Source organism: Streptococcus sp. 2020WUSS089 (assembly GCF_044427405.1).
Lineage (GTDB): Bacteria > Bacillota > Bacilli > Lactobacillales > Streptococcaceae > Streptococcus > Streptococcus hashimotonensis.
Map to the genome: position 1 here is coordinate 81,962 of NZ_JAOTGD010000002.1, position 20,795 is coordinate 102,756.

At 42.6% G+C, this 20,795-nt stretch carries 22 protein-coding genes and 1 pseudogene; 2 read left to right on the plus strand and 21 right to left on the minus strand.

What is annotated here, in order from left to right:
• Positions 1-2: 2 nt before the first annotated feature.
• A complete protein-coding gene (folE, locus tag ODU46_RS02805; RefSeq protein WP_002938082.1) occupies positions 3-566 on the minus strand; it encodes a GTP cyclohydrolase I FolE in 564 nt (187 codons plus the stop codon).
• A gap of 166 nt (positions 567-732) precedes the next feature.
• On the opposite strand from folE, the gene ODU46_RS02810 reads away from it, so the two are divergent.
• Positions 733-1,215, plus strand: a complete 483-nt coding sequence (locus ODU46_RS02810; RefSeq protein ID WP_105133822.1) for an 8-oxo-dGTP diphosphatase — start codon at positions 733-735, stop codon at positions 1,213-1,215.
• Positions 1,216-1,257: 42 nt separating this feature from the next.
• Here the strand turns inward: ODU46_RS02810 and ODU46_RS02815 are convergent, their stop codons facing one another.
• Both ODU46_RS02815 and ODU46_RS02820 read right to left on the minus strand, forming a co-directional pair.
• Positions 1,258-1,935: a DUF4956 domain-containing protein gene (locus ODU46_RS02815; protein WP_024407416.1), complete on the minus strand. Its 678-nt coding sequence runs from the start codon at positions 1,933-1,935 to the stop codon at positions 1,258-1,260.
• The gene (locus ODU46_RS02820; RefSeq protein ID WP_105120982.1) at positions 1,922-2,665 is read right to left on the minus strand and encodes a polyphosphate polymerase domain-containing protein; all 744 of its coding nucleotides are present in this window, start codon (positions 2,663-2,665) and stop codon (positions 1,922-1,924) included. Before ODU46_RS02820 ends, ODU46_RS02815 begins: the two co-directional genes overlap by 14 nt.
• Positions 2,666-2,857: 192 nt before the next feature.
• Here ODU46_RS02820 and ODU46_RS02825 point away from each other — a divergent pair, with 192 nt between their 5' ends.
• The gene (locus ODU46_RS02825) at positions 2,858-3,160 is read left to right on the plus strand and encodes a hypothetical protein (RefSeq protein ID WP_105136012.1); all 303 of its coding nucleotides are present in this window, start codon (positions 2,858-2,860) and stop codon (positions 3,158-3,160) included.
• A gap of 175 nt (positions 3,161-3,335) precedes the next feature.
• On the opposite strand, the pseudogene ODU46_RS02830 reads toward ODU46_RS02825, so the two are convergent.
• The 18 genes and pseudogenes from ODU46_RS02830 to ligA form a co-directional block, all read right to left on the minus strand.
• Positions 3,336-3,509 (minus strand): annotated as a pseudogene (locus ODU46_RS02830) (DUF2087 domain-containing protein); the annotation flags it as partial.
• A gap of 199 nt (positions 3,510-3,708) precedes the next feature.
• On the minus strand, positions 3,709-6,108 hold the full coding sequence (gene pheT, locus ODU46_RS02835) for a phenylalanine--tRNA ligase subunit beta (RefSeq protein WP_398579198.1): 2,400 nt from the start codon (positions 6,106-6,108) through the stop codon (positions 3,709-3,711).
• A 1-nt stretch (position 6,109) separates the two neighbouring features.
• Positions 6,110-6,631, minus strand: coding sequence for a GNAT family N-acetyltransferase (locus ODU46_RS02840; RefSeq protein WP_044673810.1), 522 nt, complete (start codon positions 6,629-6,631; stop codon positions 6,110-6,112).
• A gap of 644 nt (positions 6,632-7,275) precedes the next feature.
• A complete protein-coding gene (gene pheS / locus ODU46_RS02845) occupies positions 7,276-8,319 on the minus strand; it encodes a phenylalanine--tRNA ligase subunit alpha (protein ID WP_002939760.1) in 1,044 nt (347 codons plus the stop codon).
• Between the two features lie 299 nt (positions 8,320-8,618).
• Complete coding sequence (locus tag ODU46_RS02850; protein WP_105136008.1) at positions 8,619-9,458, minus strand: DNA/RNA non-specific endonuclease; 840 nt, start codon at positions 9,456-9,458, stop codon at positions 8,619-8,621.
• A gap of 29 nt (positions 9,459-9,487) precedes the next feature.
• Positions 9,488-9,679 (minus strand): DNA-directed RNA polymerase subunit beta, encoded by a 192-nt coding sequence (locus ODU46_RS02855; RefSeq protein ID WP_105208019.1) that lies wholly within the window; start codon positions 9,677-9,679, stop codon positions 9,488-9,490.
• Positions 9,672-10,955 (minus strand): UDP-N-acetylglucosamine 1-carboxyvinyltransferase, encoded by a 1,284-nt coding sequence (gene murA, locus ODU46_RS02860; protein ID WP_136628365.1) that lies wholly within the window; start codon positions 10,953-10,955, stop codon positions 9,672-9,674. The genes ODU46_RS02855 and murA overlap by 8 nt, the downstream gene beginning before the upstream one ends.
• Before the next feature lie 23 nt (positions 10,956-10,978).
• Positions 10,979-11,203, minus strand: a complete 225-nt coding sequence (locus tag ODU46_RS02865) for a DUF1146 family protein (protein ID WP_012775178.1) — start codon at positions 11,201-11,203, stop codon at positions 10,979-10,981.
• A 59-nt stretch (positions 11,204-11,262) separates the two neighbouring features.
• Entirely contained in the window at positions 11,263-11,679 is a 417-nt protein-coding gene (locus ODU46_RS02870) for a F0F1 ATP synthase subunit epsilon (RefSeq protein ID WP_002936007.1), read from the minus strand.
• A 9-nt stretch (positions 11,680-11,688) separates the two neighbouring features.
• Complete coding sequence (atpD, locus tag ODU46_RS02875; protein ID WP_024384813.1) at positions 11,689-13,095, minus strand: F0F1 ATP synthase subunit beta; 1,407 nt, start codon at positions 13,093-13,095, stop codon at positions 11,689-11,691.
• A gap of 19 nt (positions 13,096-13,114) precedes the next feature.
• A complete protein-coding gene (locus ODU46_RS02880; protein ID WP_002936012.1) occupies positions 13,115-13,993 on the minus strand; it encodes a F0F1 ATP synthase subunit gamma in 879 nt (292 codons plus the stop codon).
• An 11-nt stretch (positions 13,994-14,004) separates the two neighbouring features.
• Positions 14,005-15,525 carry a F0F1 ATP synthase subunit alpha gene (gene atpA, locus ODU46_RS02885; RefSeq protein ID WP_044761584.1) on the minus strand — a complete coding sequence of 507 codons (1,521 nt, stop codon included), beginning with the start codon at positions 15,523-15,525 and terminating at the stop codon, positions 14,005-14,007.
• Between the two features lie 3 nt (positions 15,526-15,528).
• On the minus strand, positions 15,529-16,062 hold the full coding sequence (locus tag ODU46_RS02890; RefSeq protein ID WP_105134224.1) for a F0F1 ATP synthase subunit delta: 534 nt from the start codon (positions 16,060-16,062) through the stop codon (positions 15,529-15,531).
• On the minus strand, positions 16,063-16,569 hold the full coding sequence (gene atpF, locus ODU46_RS02895; protein WP_024407434.1) for a F0F1 ATP synthase subunit B: 507 nt from the start codon (positions 16,567-16,569) through the stop codon (positions 16,063-16,065). It abuts the gene before it with no gap.
• A gap of 17 nt (positions 16,570-16,586) precedes the next feature.
• Positions 16,587-17,303 (minus strand): F0F1 ATP synthase subunit A, encoded by a 717-nt coding sequence (atpB, locus tag ODU46_RS02900; RefSeq protein WP_024407435.1) that lies wholly within the window; start codon positions 17,301-17,303, stop codon positions 16,587-16,589.
• Between the two features lie 36 nt (positions 17,304-17,339).
• Positions 17,340-17,540, minus strand: a complete 201-nt coding sequence (locus ODU46_RS02905; RefSeq protein WP_002936021.1) for a F0F1 ATP synthase subunit C — start codon at positions 17,538-17,540, stop codon at positions 17,340-17,342.
• 136 nt (positions 17,541-17,676) lie between these two features.
• A complete protein-coding gene (locus ODU46_RS02910) occupies positions 17,677-18,720 on the minus strand; it encodes a diacylglycerol kinase family lipid kinase (RefSeq protein ID WP_398579199.1) in 1,044 nt (347 codons plus the stop codon).
• Positions 18,721-18,730: 10 nt separating this feature from the next.
• A complete protein-coding gene (gene ligA, locus ODU46_RS02915; RefSeq protein WP_398579200.1) occupies positions 18,731-20,689 on the minus strand; it encodes an NAD-dependent DNA ligase LigA in 1,959 nt (652 codons plus the stop codon).
• Between the last annotated feature and the right edge of the window lie 106 nt (positions 20,690-20,795).

The following is a 20,795-nucleotide window of genomic DNA, read 5'->3' on the forward strand; positions in this document are numbered from 1 at the left end:
TCCTATTTATTGTGAATCATGGACAAGAGTTCACGGCGCAAGATGGCATCTTCCTTGTATTTGCCAAGGGCAACTGTGGTCACTGTCTTACTACCTGGCTTGCGAATACCACGCATACTCATGCACATATGCTCTGCTTCGACCATGACAAAAACACCTTCTGGTTCAAGGGCATCTTGAAGTGCATGAGCCACTTGATGAGTTAAGCGCTCCTGCAATTGAGGACGACGGCTCGCCACCTCCACTGCACGCGCCAATTTACTAAGACCTGTCACACGCCCTTTACTCGGAATATAGGCTACATGTGCAATACCATAAAATGGGACAAGATGGTGTTCACACATAGAATGAAAAGGAATATCCTTTACCAAAACAACCTCTTCATGTCCCTCTGAAAAGACAGCTGTAAATTGGTCTTTGGGATCCTCTTCTAGGCCGTTAAACATTTCTAAATACATCTTAGCGACCCGTTTAGGCGTATCTAATAAACCTTCACGATTCGGGTCCTCACCCAATAATTCCAATAATTGATAAATTGTTTGTTCGATTTGTTCTTGTTTTGACATAGTGCATCCTAAATAGTTTGATGTTCTTATTATACCTCAAAAACTGTTTTCAGAAAAGGGCTTTCAATATTCTAATCCCAAAACTGTCCCCTACCAGAGCACTAAGCAGGTGTCCCTACTACCACCTTTGTGGTATAATAGGATAAATCAACTACAAGGAGCCTTTATGACCAAAAAAACCGTCCAACTTGCTACGATTTGCTACATTGATAATGGTAAGGAATTTCTTCTCCTTCATCGAAACAAGAAAGAAAACGATGTCCATCAAGGAAAATGGATTGGAGTTGGTGGTAAACTAGAACCTGGCGAAACGCCACAGGCTTGTGCCATTCGAGAAGTCTTTGAGGAAACTGGGCTTACTGTAACAAAGCATGCTCTAAAAGGAGTGATAACCTTCCCAGACTTTACTCCAAACACAGACTGGTACACCTATGTCTTTAAGATAACTGGTTTTGAAGGAAGTTTGATCGATTGCAACGAAGGCGATTTAGAATGGGTTCCTTATGACCAAGTGCTCTCCAAACCAACTTGGGAAGGCGATCGCCATTTTCAAGCATGGCTATTAGAGAACAAACCCTTCTTTTCCGCTTGCTTCCGCTATGACGGGGATAGCTTGCTGGATTACAGCGTTGATTTTTATGAGGAGTAATCCTATAAATAGAAAAAGCCTTGGTTTTCAAGGCTTTTTTCGTTATAAGAATTTTTTCTTAGGCATTTGCTTGTTCAATACGACATCCAAGGGACCAGCTGACAATACTGTATCTACCAATCGTTTATCTGTAATTTTTTTATCGAGGAGAACTTGATATTCTAAGATCAGCGCTTCTTTTTTCTTTTTGTATTTGAGTGAAATCAAGTCGGCTTGCTTGCAAGATTTACCAAATTGATTTTCAAAAAATTGATCATAATCAAAATTCATTGGCACTGTCACCAAGAGATGACGCCGATTTTGATTGACTTGAGCAAAGCTGATGTTCTCAAAAATCAAGATACAAGCAGATAGGATGACCGTCATAAAGACAGCCAAACCTAGGAAGCCCATTCCTGTCGCTAGACCGATAGCCATCGCTAAGAGGACTGCAAGCATTTCCTTCGAAGAACCTGCTGCTGAGCGGAATTTAATTAGACTGAAAGTCCCTGCTACCGCAACACCCGCTCCCAAGTTACCATTAACTAATGCAATGATAACAGCAATCAAAGCTGGCATTAAACTTAGTGTGATGACAAATTCCTTTGTATAATTAGATTTATATTTATAAACAGCCGCTAAGAGTACCCCCATGGATAGACTAACTCCAAAAACCATGGACATCTGCGCTAAGGTAATATTGCTATTGGCCGTTGAAAAAATGCTATTAAACAACTGCATGTTGGCTTACTTCCTCTCCAGTGATGTTGTGGGCAAGCTTATAGGCATTGCCATATTTTGAAAATGATTGTTTTTCGATCTGGTATTTTTCAAGCAAGGCTACTAACCATTCTGGTCGCTCTTCTGGAACTTTTACTTCCATGATTACTTTGGTTGGGTCTAATAGGTTCTTACCAAATTTACCTTCCATTGCATCCACATCGTAGTCTCGATACAGTAAGTTCTTATCGATTGTGAGACGAACTTTTTTGTCTTCGATTCCTTTATAGGATACGCGATCGTAGTAGATATACATCTTCGGCTTAATAGTCCCGTAGCGTTCTCTCAACATTTCGAGTTCTGAGGTTACCTTATCATCCTTGATTGTAGAATCAATCACCCCATTTTCGATATAATTTGTTACAGAAACAGGGTTTGAAGTTAAACGGTATTTATAGCCAATTTTATTTTCTTTTTTCTTGATTTCAAGAAAGGCTTGACTCGATTCAGATGGTGTCGCATCATAGACACGCATACGAATTTTCTCACGTCCATTCTTTTTGGCAAGTGAATCTTGAATCATATCAAAATCTTCATTATCAAAGTAGATATTGGTAATCGTTGATGTCGCAAATTCATCTGCCATCATGTACTGACGAAGTTCCTTTTCTAAAAGTTCAAAAGTTTTTTTATCAACGATATATTTAGTCTCTTTACGCTTAAACTGCTTTTGTACGATTCTTGTTTTCATTATTGTGCCTCTTCTATCCTAAATTTTGACAGGTCCCTGTCTTGTTTACAAGATATAGTTTACCGACCAAGCTTTAAATGAAACTGAAAATAAAATTAAACAAAACTTAAACTGCAATAAAGTTGAAATTCTTTTGTCACATTCTAATCTATGCTACAATAGTCCTATCAATAGTAAGGCAAGGAGAAACCCATGTACGAATTTGTCCTAGAATACGGATCTTTCCCCGTAAAACTCATCGACGGTTTTGTCAACAATCGCTCAGAAATTCCTGATTTTCTCAAAGAAGATGAAGAAATGATTGCCCGATTGAATGAGATGAACGAACTCTTCCACCAACTTTTCTTAACCATCGAATGCAAGTTCGACTACATTGGCAAGCAATTCCCTGACAAGATTGAACAACTACGAGAACTCTATCATCCCCTGGCAGACGATTTACTAGCCAAGTATGGCAAACAGATAGAGTTGAAGATTGAACCTTTTATTTTGTAATACTCAATGAAAATCAAAAGTAGCCTAGGAAACGAAGGCGAAGATAGAACTCTGTTACTTTTTTATTGAAAGGTAACAGGCTGAAAACCTCCACTGGAGCTTTTCACTCATCAAGGCTCTTGACAACAGATAATTTTGATTTTCGAAGAGTATAAGACAAAAGAGATGACCGCAATCATCTCTTTTTTTCTATTCTGTATTCCAAACCATACTGATCACGCGATAAGTAACCATAATCCACCAAGTAGCGTCTCAATATAGCATAGTCATCATAAATCTCAGCTAGAAAGGCATTAACCTCTTTTTCGGTGAATGTTGAACCTTTCTTAGCTAATTCTTCTTGTAAATAGATAGCCCCCTCCACTTCTCAAGACTTGTGTCAACATCTCAGCGCAGTGGTTGATTGGCAGTTTTGTTCGTGCTACGCACTCCAAATCTGACCTAATCAACTGTGCGGGGGCGGGACGACGAACTCCCTTACTTCTCTGAGTTCTGTCCCGCTCCCAAAAATCCTAGCCCACAGACTAGGATTTCACAATATCTAAAAATTAACGAATCTCAGCACCAAGTGCTTCGAGCGACTTACTGATTTTCTCCATGTACTTAGCCACTTCCTCATCCGTCAGGCTGTCCGCAGGATTTTGGAAGGTCAGGTTGTAAGCCATAGACTTCTTACCAGCCTCAATATTGCTGCCAGCATAGACGTCAAAGAGGGTCACTTTGGTCAAGCGTTTGACGCCAGCACCGGCAATGGCATCCAGGACATCCTGATGTTTGACATCACTGCTCAAAAGTAGGGCAATATCACGGCTAACCGCTGGGAATTTGGAGATTTCGGTAAATGGCTGAGCAGGCTGGAGAGCTTCTTCAATCGCATCCAGATTGATTTCAGCCACATAGGTTTCAGGAATACCGTAGTCCTTAGCCGTTTGAGGATGTACCTGCCCGACAAAGCCGATTACCGCCCCATTCAAATGGATTTCAGCAGTACGACCTGGGTGCAAGGCAGCAATCTCACTGGTCGCCACAAAGTCAACTGCCAACTTGTAGTGAGCAAAGATAGCTTCCAAGATACCTTTGGCATGGAAGAAATCAACTGGTACAGCAGGTGTCTGGAAGTCTTTCTCAGCTACCAAACCTGTCAAAACAAGGGCAAACTTGTTGATTTCTTGTGGCAGGTCCTCTTTGGGATTACCAGACTGTTCAAAGATTTTACCGATTTCGTAGAGGGCCAAGTTCTTGTTTTTACGAGCCACGTTGTAGGCTACCGTTTCCAGCATACCAGACACCATGTTCTGACGAAGGGCAGAGCGGTCAACAGTCATTGGCCACATGAGTTCGGTGACTGTGGTTGGACGAGCCGCAAACTCCACAGCCTTTTCAGGCGTTGTCAAGGCATAAGAAATGATTTCTGTCAGTCCTGCACCTTCTGCCAGGCTACGTACTTGGCGACGGATGTTCTGGGTCAGGGTCAATTCCCCTGCTGTTCCGTCCTCTTTTGGAAGAGTGGTCGGCAGATTATTATACCCATAAATACGAGCGATTTCCTCTACCAAGTCTGCTGGGATGCGAATGTCCCAACGACGACGCGGTACTGCGACTGTAAACTGACTTGCATCGCCAGTTGTTTCCATACCTAAACGACGGAAAATGTCTGCGATTTGGGCATAGTCCAGATTGGTCCCGAGCGAGCGGTTGACGTAATCAATAGTCGCTGTGACTGGGACATCCGATGTATCCACGCTGCCCGCAGAAACGATGCCAGACAAGACCTGACCGCCAGCCAGTTCCGCAATCATGGCAGCTGCTGTGTCCATAGCCTCCGTCAAGGTCGCCACGTTGATGCCTTTTTCAAAGCGAGAAGAGGACTCTGAGCGAAGGTTGAGACGACCTGAGGTCTTGCGGATAGACTTGCCGTCAAAGAGGGCAGCTTCTAGCACAACCGTCTTAGAGTTGTTGTCAATCTCTGTGTTAGCACCGCCCATGACACCACCGAGGGCAACCGCCTTGTCCGCAACGGAAATGACGATGTCATCAGCAATCAAGTCACGCTCTTCGCCGTCAAGCGTTACCAAATTCTCACCTTCTTTTGCCTGACGAGCCACGATTTTCTTGCCGTCAAACTTGTCAAAGTCAAAGGCGTGCATTGGCTGACCGAAGTAGAGCAAGATGTAGTTAGTGATGTCCACCACGTTGTTGAGCGGGCGAATACCTGCGTTCATGAGCAGGTTTTGCAACCACTGTGGGCTCGGTGCGATAGTCACATTTTCAATGACACGGGCCGTGTAGGCAGCCACCTTGTCTGACTCAATGGCTACTTCAATCACATCGCTGGCCTTCTTGTCGCTTTCCTCCAAGGTCACAGGCTTAAAGTTGACCTTGCTGTCATAGATAGCCGCCACTTCGTGAGCCACACCACGCATGGAGAGGGCGTCGGCACGGTTTGGCGTGATAGACAGCTCGATAATCTCGTCGTCGAGGTCAAGGTATGAAAAGACTGGCTCACCCACGACTGCATTTTCAGGCAGATGGTAAATTCCGTCCGCATAGACTTTTGGCACCACAGAGTCGGACACGCCGATTTCGCTCAATGAGCAGAGCATACCCAAGGACTCAACTCCGCGGATTTTGCCTTTCTTAATCTTGTAGTTTCCAGCAATACGAGCTCCTGGCAGAGCGACGATCACCTTGATGCCAGGTTTGACATTTGGAGCACCGCAAACGATTTGCGTGATTTCCTCACCGACATTGACCTGACAGATGTTGAGGTGGGTATCAGGAATTGGCTCAGCAGACACAACCTGACCAACAACCAACTTAGAAAGACCTGCGCTCTTTTGCTCAACCCCTTCTACCTCAATCCCTGTTGTTGACATTTTTTCAGACAAGTCATGGCTTGTCGCATCAAAGTCAACGAGTTCTTTTAACCATTTGTAACTTACTAACATATTATCCTTTCTGGTGCAAAGGCCGTTTTAGTAGCCAATCCACATCTATCTTATCACCGACCGCAAATTCATGCTGGCCAAATTTTTCAAATCCATATTTAGAATAGAATTTCTGAGCCTTGTAATTATGTTCCCAAACTCCCAGCCAGACCCAATCACAGCTTGACTGCTCTGCTTTTTCCAAAGCAAAATCAAACAAGACCTTCCCAAGACCGTGGCCCTGAAAAGCTTGCAAGAGATAGATACGCTGGATTTCAAAGGCGTTTTCCAGCTCCTGCTCCGTCTGGGCAGGACCCTGGTTGAGCTTGAGATAACCAGCTATCTGATAATCAACTCTTAGAAAATAGTGCTGGCAGTTGGGATCCGATAACTCCCTAGTCAAGACTTCCAGCGAATAAGCTTCCTCGAAGAAGGTTTCTAATTTTTCAGGGTCATTATCGTGAGCAAAGGTTTCTGCAAAAGTCTGTTTAGCCAGCTCCTGCAAAACGGAAACCTCTTCTAAACGTATAGGATCAATCTGCATCTCATTGCCTCTCATTTCTAACTGGGCTAGGAAAGTCGCTTAATACGATTTCCGTCTACTATTCAGTGTTACGACGGTATTTCAAGCAAAACGATATTTTTTGCTTGAAATACTAGTAAGGTAGCTAGGGAAGTCGCAGAATAGCGATTTCCCTTCACTTACTCGTACGGAGTTACGACGCTCTAAGGGTGAAAACGATATTTTTTCAACATTAGAGCTAGTGAGACGATTAGACAGTTCGCCATAGCGACTGTCGTCTCATAAATAGGTGCTTCAGCACCATTTATGAGTATCGGAGTCCGACGGATTTCAAGCAAAACGATATTTTTTGCTTGAAATCCTAGTAAGGTAGCTAGGGAAGTCGCAGAATAGCGATTCCTGTTCACCTACTCCAGCGGAGTTACGACGTTCTAAGGTTGAAAACGATACTTTTCAACCTTAGAACTAGTGAGGGGAGTAGGTAGACCGCTATAGCGGCTACCGTTTCTCTCAAACAACAATTTACTAACTTTATCAGATTACGACGGATTTCAAGCAAAACGATATCTTTTGCTTGAAATCCTAGTAAGGTAGCTAGGGAAGTCGCAGAATAGCGATTCCCGTCTACTTAAGAGCTGACTTTGTCAGCCTTAAGTAGTGCTACGTTAAAACTGCTCCGAGAATCGTACATCGCCTTGATAGAATCCACGAATATCGTTGATACCGTAGCGGAGCATGGCAATGCGTTCCTGACCAAGACCGAAGGCAAAGCCAGAGTACTTGGTTGAGTCAATGCCGCTCATTTCCAATACTTGTGGGTGGACCATGCCGGCACCGAGGATTTCAATCCAGCCTGTTTTCTTACATACGTTACAGCCGTCACCACCGCACTTGAAGCAAGAAACATCCACCTCAACAGATGGCTCAGTGAATGGGAAGTAAGATGGACGGAGACGAATTTGACGCTCTTCACCAAACATTTTCTTGATAATCATTTCAAGCGTACCTTTGAGATCACCCATGGATACATTTTCACCGACAACCAAGCCTTCAATCTGGTGGAACTGGTGGCTGTGGGTCGCATCGTCCGTATCACGACGGAAAACACGGCCTGGCGAAATCATCTTCAAGGCACCTTTTGAGAAATCATGCTGGTCCATGGTCCGTGCCTGAACAGGCGACGTATGGGTCCGCATAAGGATTTCTTCTGTGATGTAGAAGGTATCTTGCATATCACGTGCTGGGTGGTCTTTTGGCAAATTCATGCGCTCAAAGTTGTAGTAATCTTTTTCCACTTCAAATCCGTCAACGATTTGGAAGCCCATGCCCAAGAAAATATCTTCGATTTCTTCAGAAGTTTGAGTCAAGACATGGCGTTTTCCGACCTTAACCTGACGACCTGGCAAGGTCACATCAATAGTTTCTGACGCTAATTGCTGTTGAATTTTTGCGGCTGCAACCTTCTGAGCGGTTTCTTCAAAGGCAGCCGTCAGCACATCACGTACTTCATTGACCTGCTTACCAACGATTGGTTTCATGTCGTTAGATAGGTCTTTCAAGCCTTTCAACAAGTCAGTCAAGGACCCTTTTTTACCCAAAACCGCAACACGCAGGTCTTGTAGTTCTTTTTCTCCTTGGTGCTGGATTTCTTTTAACTTTTCAAGTGTAGTTTGGCTTAATTCAGCCAACTGTTGTTCAATGTTTGACATAATTCCTCCAATAAAAAAACGCATGACACCACTCGTATCGGAGCGTTGTCACGCGGTACCATCCGTTTTCATCTGCTAGGCAGACCTTAGTTCTATGAACCTGTATTCACAAGTGAAGTGTCGCACGGTGAATAAAGGTTCTAAGTCCTTGCGTGAGTGAATTCGACCAACTTTCACTGATTGAGCTTGCAGTCACGGCTCAACTCCCTGGGCAGTTTCCATAGGTGTACTAGTCTCACAGACTTCTATTCAATTAGTTTTAGTTTAACAAAATATAAGCAATTTAGCAACTAATTTCTTTATTCATTCACTGCAATTTCACCACTATGATAATTAATACTCAAGCCACTCTGCACATTTGGAACGAACACATTGAACTCTAGGCTACCATCTGCTGCTTTTGCCTCTAGATGGCTTCCGACAGGAACAAGGTCTTCACTCTCAGCATACACCAAGGTCACACGATAGCGGACACGCTTATTTTTATCCAAGGCCCGCCGAATCTGACTTTCAAAATAATTCTGCCCAGTTGAAGTTTGGTCATTAGCTTGATTGGACCAAGCTGTTTGAACTGCAATATTCTTAGGATTGCTGGTTGAAGCATCAAAGCCAGACAATCCACCAATCAAAGCATAACCTAGGAGGTGACCACGGTCCACTGCATGGTCATATTCTCCAGTTAAATCATGGACCTGGTGCCAACCCGCAGGTGTCCAAGAAGTCCGACCATTTCCTGTTTCTTCACGGTCCTTATACTGACGTGTAGATTTGGCTAAAAGCGCATTGGCTACTGTTGGAACCGTTTCTCCCTGGACTGTTTTTGTCTTATTATCACCATAAGGAACACTGGCAACCGATGCATCTAAATCCGTTTGATTCCCGTTAATAATAAATGCTCCAGCACCATTCCATTCAATCGAATTCCCCAGTTGCTTTTTTACATCTTCTGTCAATACCGAACTAGCCAGTTCCTGACTAGGTGTGCTCTCACTTGCCTTAGACTGATTGACATAATAGGAATAATCAGCAACCTTACTGCTCTTGTTATCACTTAAAAGATAGCCCCCCGCTACTACAACAATCGTAGCCAATAAGCTGAGCAGACTCATTGCTTGTTTTTTTACATTTTTCTTCGCCATTTTCTCTCCATCAAAAAAGCAGGTCCAGCCTACTTTCCTGTAAATTTACCGATTAGTTCTTGCCACTTAGCTGGTGACAACACCGCAAATACATTGTCTCCATCTCCTATGACACCGTAACCAACCATTAATCCTAAAACAAACACCAAAATAGCAAGCAACAAAACAACTGCTACTAAGATTAAATTTTTACCAACATAGCTAAGATTATCCTTATCCATTTTCATCTTCTCCACTCACACGTTCAATCGTTGCACCTAAAGCAGCTAATTTCTCATGAAAACGATAGTAACCTCGATCTAAGTGCGTTAATTTACCTACAATCGTCTCACCTTCAGCAACCAAACCAGCCAGAATCAAAGCGGCACTTGCTCGTAAATCAGTAGACATAACCTGAGCACCTTGCAGAGCTTGTCCTCCCGTGATGATAGCTGTATCTCGTAAAATTTCCGAATGCAAATCCATCCGACGCATTTCTTCCAAATGCTGGAAACGATTCTCAAATACCGTTTCAATCATGGTAGATTCACCCTTTGCAACTGCCATTAGGGCTGTAAATTGAGCCTGCATATCCGTTGGGAAGCCTGGGTGTGGCAAGGTTTTTACTGTTACAGGTTTAAGCTTATCCACTTGCGAACGAACTCGAATCCCTTCAGCTTCTTCCGTCACCTCAACTCCCATTTCCAACATCTTAGAAATGAGTGGACGGTTGTGCTCCCAGACAGCATCCTTCACCAAGACATCGCCACCAGTCATTGCTGCTGCCACCATAAAGGTACCCGCTTCGATACGATCTTGCACCACTTGGTGTTCTGCGCCAGTCAATTCTTCTACACCAGTAACCGTAATTGTCTCTGTGCCTGCCCCCTTAACTTTGGCCCCCATTTTGTTGAGGAAAATAGCCAAGTCAACAATTTCAGGTTCTCGCGCTGCATTTTCCAATACCGTTGTGCCCTGCGCCAGAGTTGCAGCCATCATCAAATTTTGCGTTGCCCCAACACTTGGGAAATCAAGATAGATATGAGCTCCCTGCAAGTTATCTGCACTCGCTTCAATATAACCAGCTCGTTGTTTAATTTTAGCCCCCATAGCTTGCAAACCTTTTAAGTGCAAATCTATTGGACGACTACCAATTGTACAACCTCCTGGCATAGAAACCTTAGCATAACCATTGCGTGCCAAAATCGGACCAAGAATAACAATAGAGGCGCGCATTTGACTCACATACTTATAAGGAGTTTCGCTACCAAGTTTACCTGTTGCGTCAATATCGATAGTCTTTGTTTCCTCGTCAAATTTCACACGAACTCCCAGACCACGTACAACATTATTCATTGTATAGACATCAGACAAAATAGGAACCTGAGTCAATTTAGTTTGCCCTTGACTTGCTAGAACTGTTGCTGCCAATAAAGGCAGAACGGCATTCTTCGCCCCCTCAATCTCAACCTGTCCTTTCAAACCGTTTTTACTACCTGTAACAATAATTGTATCCATTTCTTATCCTTTTCTTACTTAAATCACATATTTGCAAAAGAGCGTCCCATCATCAACAATTCTAAAAAGAAAGTCGAGACCAAGTACCCCAGTGCTATTGCCAGAAAGAGAATCAGCAAATTGATTTTACGCTGATTGTCCCCCGTCACCTTCAACCACCGTGACCAATCAACTGTTGTAACCAAGAGATGATGAGCCAGATAGATAAACAATATATGACTAAAAAACTGTAAAATTGAAATTACCATGTTTCCATTATACCATGAAATTAAAAAATGGAACTGAACCAAGTTCAATCCCATATAGATTAATGTTTTCCAACACGAATACGATTTATCGCACGTTGGAGGGCGACTGTTGCACGCATCTCCATATCAATATTACGAGCAGTCTGTGCTTCTTCCAATTCACGTTCCGCGCGCAATTTGGCACGTTCCGCACGACTAATATCAATATCCCGTTCCCGCTCAGCGGAATCAGAAATGACCGTAATAATATCCTTGTTGACTTCAATGATTCCACCATTGACCGCAATCCAGTCTACATGGTTTTCATCATCAACACGACGTACTTTCATTTCACCGATTTCCAAAACTGCAATCAGTTCTTCATGTCCAGAATAGACACCCATCTCACCATCAACCGTTTTGACCAAAACAAATGCTGCATGATGGTCATATTTGATACCGTCTGGTGTTACGATTTGTACAGTCATTTGTCCCATAAGCCACCTCTAGAATTTCATTTTAGCAGCTTTAGCGACCACATCCTCAATTGAACCAACATTTCGGAAGGCATCTTCTGGTAGATGGTCGTGTTTGCCGTCCAAGATTTCCTTAAAGCCTTTCACTGTTTCAGCTACTGGCACATAAGAACCTGGCATACCTGTAAATTGCTCCGCAACGTTGAAGTTTTGAGAGAGGAAGAATTGGATACGACGAGCGCGACCAACCAAGGTCTTCTCTTCATCTGACAATTCGTCCATACCGAGAATGGCAATAATATCTTGCAATTCTTGGTAACGTTGAAGAACACGTTTTACTTCCATAGCCACTGTATAGTGCTCTTCACCAACAATTTGTGGAGAAAGCGCACGAGATGATGACGCCAACGGATCCACCGCAGGGTAGATACCAAGCTGAGTCAACTTACGTTCCAAGTTGGTAGTCGAGTCCAAGTGAGCGAAAGCTGTCGCTGGAGCTGGGTCTGTATAGTCATCTGCAGGTACGTAAATAGCCTGAATAGATGTAACAGAACCCTTCTTGGTTGAGGTAATACGCTCCTGCAATTGTCCCATCTCAGTTGCAAGTGTTGGCTGATAACCAACGGCTGATGGCATACGGCCCAAGAGGGCAGACACTTCTGAACCAGCCTGAGTGAAACGGAAGATATTGTCGATGAACAGAAGAACATCCTGCCCTTCCACATCACGGAAGTATTCCGCAATGGTCAAACCAGTAAGAGCAACCCGCATACGGGCTCCTGGTGGCTCATTCATCTGACCAAATACCATGGCCGTTTTTTCAATAACACCTGATTCTTTCATTTCCCAGTAAAGATCGTTCCCTTCACGGGTACGCTCGCCAACTCCGGTAAACACAGAGATACCACCGTGTTCTTGGGCAATATTGTGAATCAATTCTTGGATAAGAACGGTTTTACCAACACCGGCACCACCGAAGAGACCAACCTTACCACCTTTTAGATAAGGTGCTAGGAGGTCGATAACCTTAATCCCTGTTTCCAAAATTTCGCTTGAAGTAGATAATTCGTCAAAAGCTGGCGCTTTCTTATGGATAGGCTCACGTTCAAAATCTGCCGGAAAAGACTCTTCAAGGTCAATGGTATCTCCCAACACATTGAAGACACGACCCAGCGTTTCTTTACCGACTGGAACTGAGATAGGACGACCTGTATCGAGAACTTCCATCCCACGTGTCAATCCATCCGTTGATTCCATGGCAATGGTCCGTACAACGCCATCACCAAGTTCCAAAGCCACTTCAAGCACGACTTTTTGTTTGGAATCATCATTTTTATATACAACGAGTGCGTTGTTAATCTCAGGAAGTTTATCTTCTGCTGCAAACGCAACGTCTACAACTGGTCCGACAACCTGAGTAATTTTGCCTGAACTCATTCTATTTCCTCTATTTCTATTACTCAAGGGCTGAGGCACCAGCTACAATCTCAGTAATTTCCTGAGTAATCGCTGCCTGACGAGCCCTATTGTATTGGATTGTCAAATCGTTAATGACATTCTTAGCATTATCCGTTGCTGTCTGCATGGCTGTCATACCTGCTGCATTTTCAGCAGTTTTGGCATCCAAAATCGCTCCATAAATAGTTGATTCTGCATATTGAGTCAAGAGTTGTTCCAAAATAACCTCACGGTTTGGTTCCAACTCAAAGGTAGCTGTATAACCATCTGCTTCATTGTGGTCCAAATCTTCTACAGGAAGCATCTGTTGTACACGCACCTGACTGGTCAAACTATTGACATGGTGGTTATAACAAACATACAACTCATCAAAGAGTTCATTCTTGTACATCTCAACAGACTTAGAAATGATTTTTTGAACCTCTTCAAAACTTGGGTTGTCTGCTAAACCGCGCAATTCAAAGACAGGATTGATACCACGAGCACGGAAAAAATCTGCTCCCATACTACCAATAGCAATAATCTCATACTCATCTTTCGAGTCATGATCCTGTTCAATCATCCCCATCACAGCCTTCAAAATACTGGAATTATAAGAACCTTTTAGTCCACTGTCAGAGGTAATGACAATATAACCCGATTTTTGAACTGGACGGCGAATCAGCATTGGATTGCTTGTATCTGAAGCCATCAATTCTCCGCGCAAGAGATCCGTTGTAATCTGACGAACCTTACTAGCGTAGATCTGAAAGGATTGCGCTAATTGCTCTGATTTGGCTAATTTAGAAGCCGAAACCATCTGCATGGCACCGGTGATTTGACTGGTTTTCTTAGTTGATGCAATTTTTGACTTGATTTCATTGAGAGAACCTGCCATTATTCACTCCTTTACTTAAAGACAGACTGGTCTTTGAAAGCTTGAATTGCAGCGTTCAACTCATCTGTATCAGGTAGATCTTTGGTTGTACGAATGACATCCAAAAGATTATCATAATGCAAATCAAAATAAGCATACAACTCTTCTTCAAATGCCAAGATATCATCAATCGGCACTGAGTCAAGATAGCCATTTGTCAAAGCATACAAAATCAAAACTTGTTTTTCAACTGGAAGTGGCTTATGCAATGGCTGTTTCAAGACTTCCACAGTTCGACGACCGCGGTTGAGTTTTGCCTGAGTTGCCGCATCCAAATCTGAACCGAACTGCGTAAAGGCCTCTAATTCACGATAAGAAGCTAAGTCGATACGAAGGGTACCTGCAACCTTTTTCATGGCCTTAATCTGTGCAGAACCACCTACACGTGATACAGAAGAACCCGCATCAATGGCTGGACGGATACCAGAGTTGAATAAATCGTCCTTCAAGAAGATTTGTCCATCCGTGATTGAAATCACGTTGGTAGCGATGTAAGCTGAAATATCTCCCGCTTGTGTTTCGATAAATGGTAGAGCTGTAATAGAGCCACCGCCCAATTCATCTGAAACCTTGGCTGAACGCTCTAGCAAACGACTGTGCAAGTAGAATACATCCCCTGGATAGGCTTCACGACCCGGAGGACGACGAAGCAAGAGAGATAATTCACGGTAAGCTACCGCTTGTTTTGACAAATCATCGTAAACAATCAAGACGTGTTTGCCTTCGTACATGAACTCTTCTGCCATTGCAACACCAGCATAAGGAGCCAAGAAAAGCAATGGAGACGGTTGTGAAGCAGATGCAGTTACTACGATTGTGTAATCCAAAGCACCATATTGACGAAGCGTTTCAACCTGAGTACGAACAGTTGACTCTTTCTGACCGATAGCCACATAGATACAAATCATGTCTTGGCCTTTTTGGTTGAGAATAGCATCAATAGCTACAGATGTCTTCCCTGTCTGACGGTCACCGATAATCAATTCACGCTGACCACGACCAATCGGAACCAAAGCGTCAATCGCCTTAAGACCAGTTTGAAGCGGTTCATTAACCGACTTACGTTGCATAACACCTGGTGCTGGATATTCAATCGGACGAGTCTTACTAGTACGAATTTCACCAAGACCATCCACAGGTTGACCAAGTGGGTTGATGACACGACCAATCAAAGCCGAACCAACTGGTACTTCCATAATTTTACCAGTACGACGAACAACTGACCCTTCACGAATATCGGTAAATTGTCCGAGAATGATGATACCAACATCGTTGGTTTCTAAGTTTTGTGCCATACCAATGGTGCCATTTTCAAATACCAAAAGCTCTCCACTCATGGCATTGTCAAGACCTTGCGCACGGGCGATACCGTCACCGATATAGGTTACGACACCAGTCTCTGTGTAGTCAAAGTCAGGCTGAAAGCCTTCAATTTGTTGTTTTAGTAAAGCGCTAATTTCTTGTGCATTAATCAAAAGAACACCACTTTCTATTTCTTAAAGTTTTTTTCTAACGTCCTTCAACTGAGTTCGAACGCTTGCATCGATTACCTTGTGGTTGACAGTAACGATAAATCCGCCAAGTAAACTTGGGTCCAATTCTTCAGAGATGTTATGAACACGTAGGGCAAATCGTTCTTCAACCACTTGACGAAGACGCTCTTTTTGTCCTTCAGTCAAAGGGTAAACAGAAACCACATGGGCTTCAAATTCATTTTTAAATTTACTGATTTGTAATTGGACACGCTCAAGGGTTTCAAGAAGCAAGTCTGCATGACCATCACGAATAACATCTTCAATCAAGTCATTGATTTGCCAGAAACTAGATTGACGTACCGTCCTTACAAAGTCAGCCTTTTCTTCTCTCGATACTGTCGCTGACAGCAAGATTCGATTCAGCTTACTATCATGAATGATGGAAATCAAGTCAGAAATCTGGTCATACATATCCCAAATATCTGCATGATCACTGACTTTTTCAACAAATGATAGAGCATATTTTTGCACGATGGCATTTTCTCTAGCGTTCATCTACTTGTCTCCTAGTTTGTCCAAATAACGGTCAATCAAGTTACTATGAGCTTGTTGGTCCAAATCTTCCAAAATAATTTTGCTTGCAAGATCAACTGCCAATTCAGCAACTTGAACACGCAAGTTTTCTTGTGCTTCACGTTTTTCAGCTTCAATTTCCAATTGAGCTTTTTGCTTCAATCCTTGAATTTCAACATCTGCTTGCTCAAGAATACGTTTTTTCTCTAGTTTTGCACGTTCAACCGCGTCTTGAATAATCTTTTGACTTTCAATACGTCCCTGTACCAACTCATCTTCACGTTGTTGAACAAGGTTCGCTGCTGCTGTTAGTTTTTCTTCTGCAGCATCAATATCGTTCGCAATCTTATTGGCACGTTCTTCAAAAATACCTGTAATTTTATCCCATGCAAAAACACGAATAAGAATAATAAGTATTGCAAATGAGGCTGTTACCAAGATAAAGTTTCCAAGAATGGTACTAGATTGCATTGTAATAGTTGTTGCCATAGTTGTCATTCCCTTTCCTATTCACTCTCACCACTAATTTTTTTATTTAAGTACATAGATACCAACATGATAAATACATATCCCTGCAAGCATGAAATGAATACAGAAAATGCTGTCCAAACAACGTTTAGAGCAAAGGCAATTGGATATGCAAGTGCACTTTGTTGAGATAATTGTAGAAGAAGAGAGACAAGCACTTCACCAGCATAAATGTTACCGTACAGACGAAGAGCAAGCGACACAAGGTTGGTCACTTCTTCCAAAATGTTCATTGGAGCCATAGCCCAGGGTGTCACAAAAGATTTGAGGTACGCCTTGAAACCACGACGACGAATACCTTCAACATGACAAAATACTGTTGCAATTGTTGCCAAACCGAAATCGTAAGCCATATTGGCCGTTGGAGAAGTCCACAAATTATGTCCTTCTGCTGTTTCCAATTTGGTCATCAAACCTAGATTATTGGCAACCAAAAGAAAAGTAAAGACTGTAAAGAAGAACAAGGAATACCGCTTTGCTTCCGCATCGCCAAGATTCCCTTTTGTAAAATTGATGGTCAATTCGTAAACGTACTCCAAAACATTCTGTTTTCCTTTTGGCTTGAGCTCCATCCGACGACTAGCCCAAAAAACAAGTAAGAAAATAATGGAAATGGTAATGACAGAAACCAATACCATGGTCAGGTCAAAGGTTACGGGACCAAGGGTAAGGGTTGGACTTAAATGTTCTTCCAATGGAGGTTCCCCCCTTTTCTATTTCTCTATTTTCTACTATTTCAAGACAAATGTCATAGCCAAAGTTACGAAGAAAGTTCCCTCGATAAAGGCAACACCCAAAAATACACCAGCCATCAATTTACTTTGCATTTCTGGTTGACGTGCAGTCGAACTAAGGTATGAAGCCACCAACAGTCCCTCACCGATACTTACACCAAGACAGGCCAATCCAAGGGCCAATGCGCCTAAACTCATAACGAATTCTCCTTTTAAAATTTAATACCATGTAAGGATACTCCTAAAACATCTGTTTGTCAAGAAAATACCGCCATTGTAAGCGTTTAATTCGTTTTTACAAAATAAAAAGAAAAGACGGTTTCATCTTTTCTTCCTATTTAATAGCTTCATCAATATGGTCTGTTTCTTCAATGAATCGTTTGGCCATATCTTCTCGATTCATCTGATCAGTATCAAGAGTGATTGCATGGTCAGAAACCAGATCTGTATCTGCGAAAAACTCTATATGGTTTGATAGGTTGTACAGACGTACAGGGGCTTCCCCACCAAACTCTCCATCTAGATTGAGCAGTAGACGGTTATCTGGGTTCAGATTTTCGATGGATAGGCTCTTGGTTTTTATGTATTCAACTAGATCACTATCAATGTGTTTGCCACCGTCTAAGACTTGACGAATCAGATGCAGAATTTCAAATAAATTCCCTGTTTTAACCATCAATAAGGTAAAATTACCATCATCTAACTTAGCATCTGGAACAATCTGTTCAAAACCTCCAATTGAATTGGTTAAGGCAACAAAAATCATTGAAACCGAGCCTTCGAATACTCCCTCATCATGCTCTACACGAACAGGTGTAAATTGTACTTGTGGCAGGAGTTCCGCTCCTTTTACCACATAGGCCAAATAGCCAAACATGGTCTTAAGTTGACTTGGAACACTGTAGGTCAATTCCGTAAGTGTACCTGCCGCAGCAATGTTGATAAAATAATGTTCTTGAGAAAAACCATTTTTTTGATTTTTGGCTAAACCAATATCCATTAAAATGGTCTGCTGCTTACCAATAACCTTAGCTGCTTCTACAGGATTTCCCCTGGGCACTTTTAATGCACGCGCATAGTCATTGGTGGTGCCAGTCGGTATGATGGCCATCTGCGGACGTTTTTCAAGCGGAGCAATTCCATTGACGACTTCATTAATCGTTCCATCTCCACCAGCCGCAATAATCAAGTCAAAGCCCGCAAGTGCCGCACGTGTAGCCTCATTTTTTGCAGAGTCTTTCTCAGCAGTTGTTTGGAAAGCTGAAGTTTCATAACCGTAACCTTCCAAAATGTCCAATACTTCGGCCACATTTTTCTTCATGATTTCTTGACCTGAGGTCGGATTATATATTAGTCTAGCACGTTTTCTTTCTTCCATCGTTTTACCTTTACAAGCTCTCCAACCAAGCCTCATCTTTTATTTCGATACCTAGTTCCTGTGCTTTGGTCAATTTACTACCTGCATCTGTTCCAGCAACCACAAGATTAGTTTTTTTAGAAACTGATCCTGCTACATTTGCCCCTAAAGCTTCTAATTTGGCCTTGGCTTCGTTTCGTTTCATTCGCTCCAATTTACCAGTCAGTACAACTGTCATACCCGATAGCGCAGCATTTTCATCTACTACTTGTCCGAGATAGGTCAAGTTTACCTTAGCTTCCTTAAGTTCAGCTAAAAGTTGCTGCGCACCCTCACTAGCAAAAAAAGTTGTCAAGGACTTAGCAATAACCTGACCAAGACCTTCTAGCGAAGCAATTGCTTCTTGTTCAGCAAATGCTAAGGTTTCTAAATCGCCAAATTTTTCTACTAAAATCTTACTTGCCTTACTGCCGACATGGCGAATACCTAGACCAAACAGGAGGCGTTCTGCTGAGTTGCTCTTAGAAGTTTGAATGGCTTGATAGAGCTTGTCAGCTGATTTTTCTTTGAAACCTTCCAAAGTCAATAGGTCATCAACAGTTAATTTATAAATATCAGCAACATCGTGTACCAAGCCTGCTCCAAAGAGTTTTTCAACGATTGAACTACCCAGTCCCGCAATGTTCATGGCGTCTCGACTTGCAAAATGTTCCAACTTACTCATCAGCTGGCTAGGACAAATAGGGTTGATACAGCGGAGGGCAACTTCATCCTCATAGTGTTGTAGGTCGCTCTGACAAGACGGACAATGACTAGGAATGGGCATGATTTCTTGCTCTTTTCGATATTTATCCACCACTTTCAGAACTGCTGGAATAATATCTCCCGCCTTATAAACAATGACCGTATCGCCAATACGAATATCTTTTTCGGCGATATAGTCTACGTTGTGCAAAGTCGCTCGACTGACAGTCGTTCCTGCCAGTTGAACAGGACTAAGGTTGGCAGTTGGTGTCACAACACCTGTCCGGCCAACAGTCCAATCAACCGACAAGATTTCTGCTTCTTTTTCCTCAGCTGGAAACTTGTAAGCTACTGCCCATCGTGGCGCTTTTACTGTAAATCCTAGTTCTTCTTGTATAGCTAAATCATTTACCTTGATGACAACACCATCTATCTCATAGGGGAGATTATCTCTACGCTCTGCTATTTTTTCAATAAAATCCCACGTGTCATCAATCGACTCCGCCAAGCAATATTCGTGGTTGGTCACAAATCCCAGAGCATCTAACTTGCGAAGCACATCGGACTGACTAGTCGCTTCAGATGGACTAGCCTCTTGGTAAAGGAAGGTTGCAAGTCCACGCTGGGCCACGACACCTGTGTCTAATTGGCGAAGAGTTCCTGCCGCTGCGTTACGCGGATTAGCAAATTCAGCTTCACCAGCTTCCTGACGCTGTTTGTTAACACGGTCAAAGGAAGCCTTTGGCATATAACACTCACCTCGGACAGTGATGTCCACAGCTTCGGGTAGGGTCAAAGGAATATCAGCCACTCGTTTGAGATTTTCTGTGATATTTTCACCGACACTACCGTCACCACGTGTAGCACCCACGACTAAATTACCCGCTTCATAGGTCAGGGAAATAGATAGACCATCAATCTTCAATTCACAGATATAAGTTGCTTGAGGAAATTCCTTGCGAACTCGCTGGTCAAAAGCTTCTAATTCTTCACGAGAAAAGGCATCCTGCAAACTAAAAAGAGGATAAATATGACTATATTTTTCAAATCCATCTAGCACCTTTCCCCCAACCCGATGGGTAGGACTATCTGGTAAAATCAGTTCTGGATGAGCTGTTTCCAGTTCTACTAATTCACGATAAAGCGTATCATATTCTGCATCTGACACGCTAGGTTTGTCCAATTGATAATACTCTTTAGCGTATTGATTGAGCACGCTAACTAATTCTGATATTCTTGTTTTCATAAGAATATTATATCATGATTTGAGGGTGCGAACTATATTTGCGCTTCAATAAAAACAGATTCCTTTAGATAATTTTTAGTAAAAAATGTATAATGTGTATATAAAA

Coding starts and splice junctions, on each gene's coding strand:
- folE (WP_002938082.1), bottom strand. CDS start 566: ATGTCAAAACAAGAACAAATCGAACAAACAATTTATCAATTATTGGAA.
- ODU46_RS02810 (WP_105133822.1), top strand. CDS start 733: ATGACCAAAAAAACCGTCCAACTTGCTACGATTTGCTACATTGATAAT.
- ODU46_RS02815 (WP_024407416.1), bottom strand. CDS start 1,935: ATGCAGTTGTTTAATAGCATTTTTTCAACGGCCAATAGCAATATTACC.
- ODU46_RS02820 (WP_105120982.1), bottom strand. CDS start 2,665: ATGAAAACAAGAATCGTACAAAAGCAGTTTAAGCGTAAAGAGACTAAA.
- ODU46_RS02825 (WP_105136012.1), top strand. CDS start 2,858: ATGTACGAATTTGTCCTAGAATACGGATCTTTCCCCGTAAAACTCATC.
- pheT (WP_398579198.1), bottom strand. CDS start 6,108: ATGTTAGTAAGTTACAAATGGTTAAAAGAACTCGTTGACTTTGATGCG.
- ODU46_RS02840 (WP_044673810.1), bottom strand. CDS start 6,631: ATGCAGATTGATCCTATACGTTTAGAAGAGGTTTCCGTTTTGCAGGAG.
- pheS (WP_002939760.1), bottom strand. CDS start 8,319: ATGTCAAACATTGAACAACAGTTGGCTGAATTAAGCCAAACTACACTT.
- ODU46_RS02850 (WP_105136008.1), bottom strand. CDS start 9,458: ATGGCGAAGAAAAATGTAAAAAAACAAGCAATGAGTCTGCTCAGCTTA.
- ODU46_RS02855 (WP_105208019.1), bottom strand. CDS start 9,679: ATGGATAAGGATAATCTTAGCTATGTTGGTAAAAATTTAATCTTAGTA.
- murA (WP_136628365.1), bottom strand. CDS start 10,955: ATGGATACAATTATTGTTACAGGTAGTAAAAACGGTTTGAAAGGACAG.
- ODU46_RS02865 (WP_012775178.1), bottom strand. CDS start 11,203: ATGGTAATTTCAATTTTACAGTTTTTTAGTCATATATTGTTTATCTAT.
- ODU46_RS02870 (WP_002936007.1), bottom strand. CDS start 11,679: ATGGGACAAATGACTGTACAAATCGTAACACCAGACGGTATCAAATAT.
- atpD (WP_024384813.1), bottom strand. CDS start 13,095: ATGAGTTCAGGCAAAATTACTCAGGTTGTCGGACCAGTTGTAGACGTT.
- ODU46_RS02880 (WP_002936012.1), bottom strand. CDS start 13,993: ATGGCAGGTTCTCTCAATGAAATCAAGTCAAAAATTGCATCAACTAAG.
- ODU46_RS02890 (WP_105134224.1), bottom strand. CDS start 16,062: ATGAACGCTAGAGAAAATGCCATCGTGCAAAAATATGCTCTATCATTT.
- atpF (WP_024407434.1), bottom strand. CDS start 16,569: ATGGCAACAACTATTACAATGCAATCTAGTACCATTCTTGGAAACTTT.
- ODU46_RS02905 (WP_002936021.1), bottom strand. CDS start 17,540: ATGAGTTTAGGCGCATTGGCCCTTGGATTGGCCTGTCTTGGTGTAAGT.
- ODU46_RS02910 (WP_398579199.1), bottom strand. CDS start 18,720: ATGGAAGAAAGAAAACGTGCTAGACTAATATATAATCCGACCTCAGGT.
- ligA (WP_398579200.1), bottom strand. CDS start 20,689: ATGAAAACAAGAATATCAGAATTAGTTAGCGTGCTCAATCAATACGCT.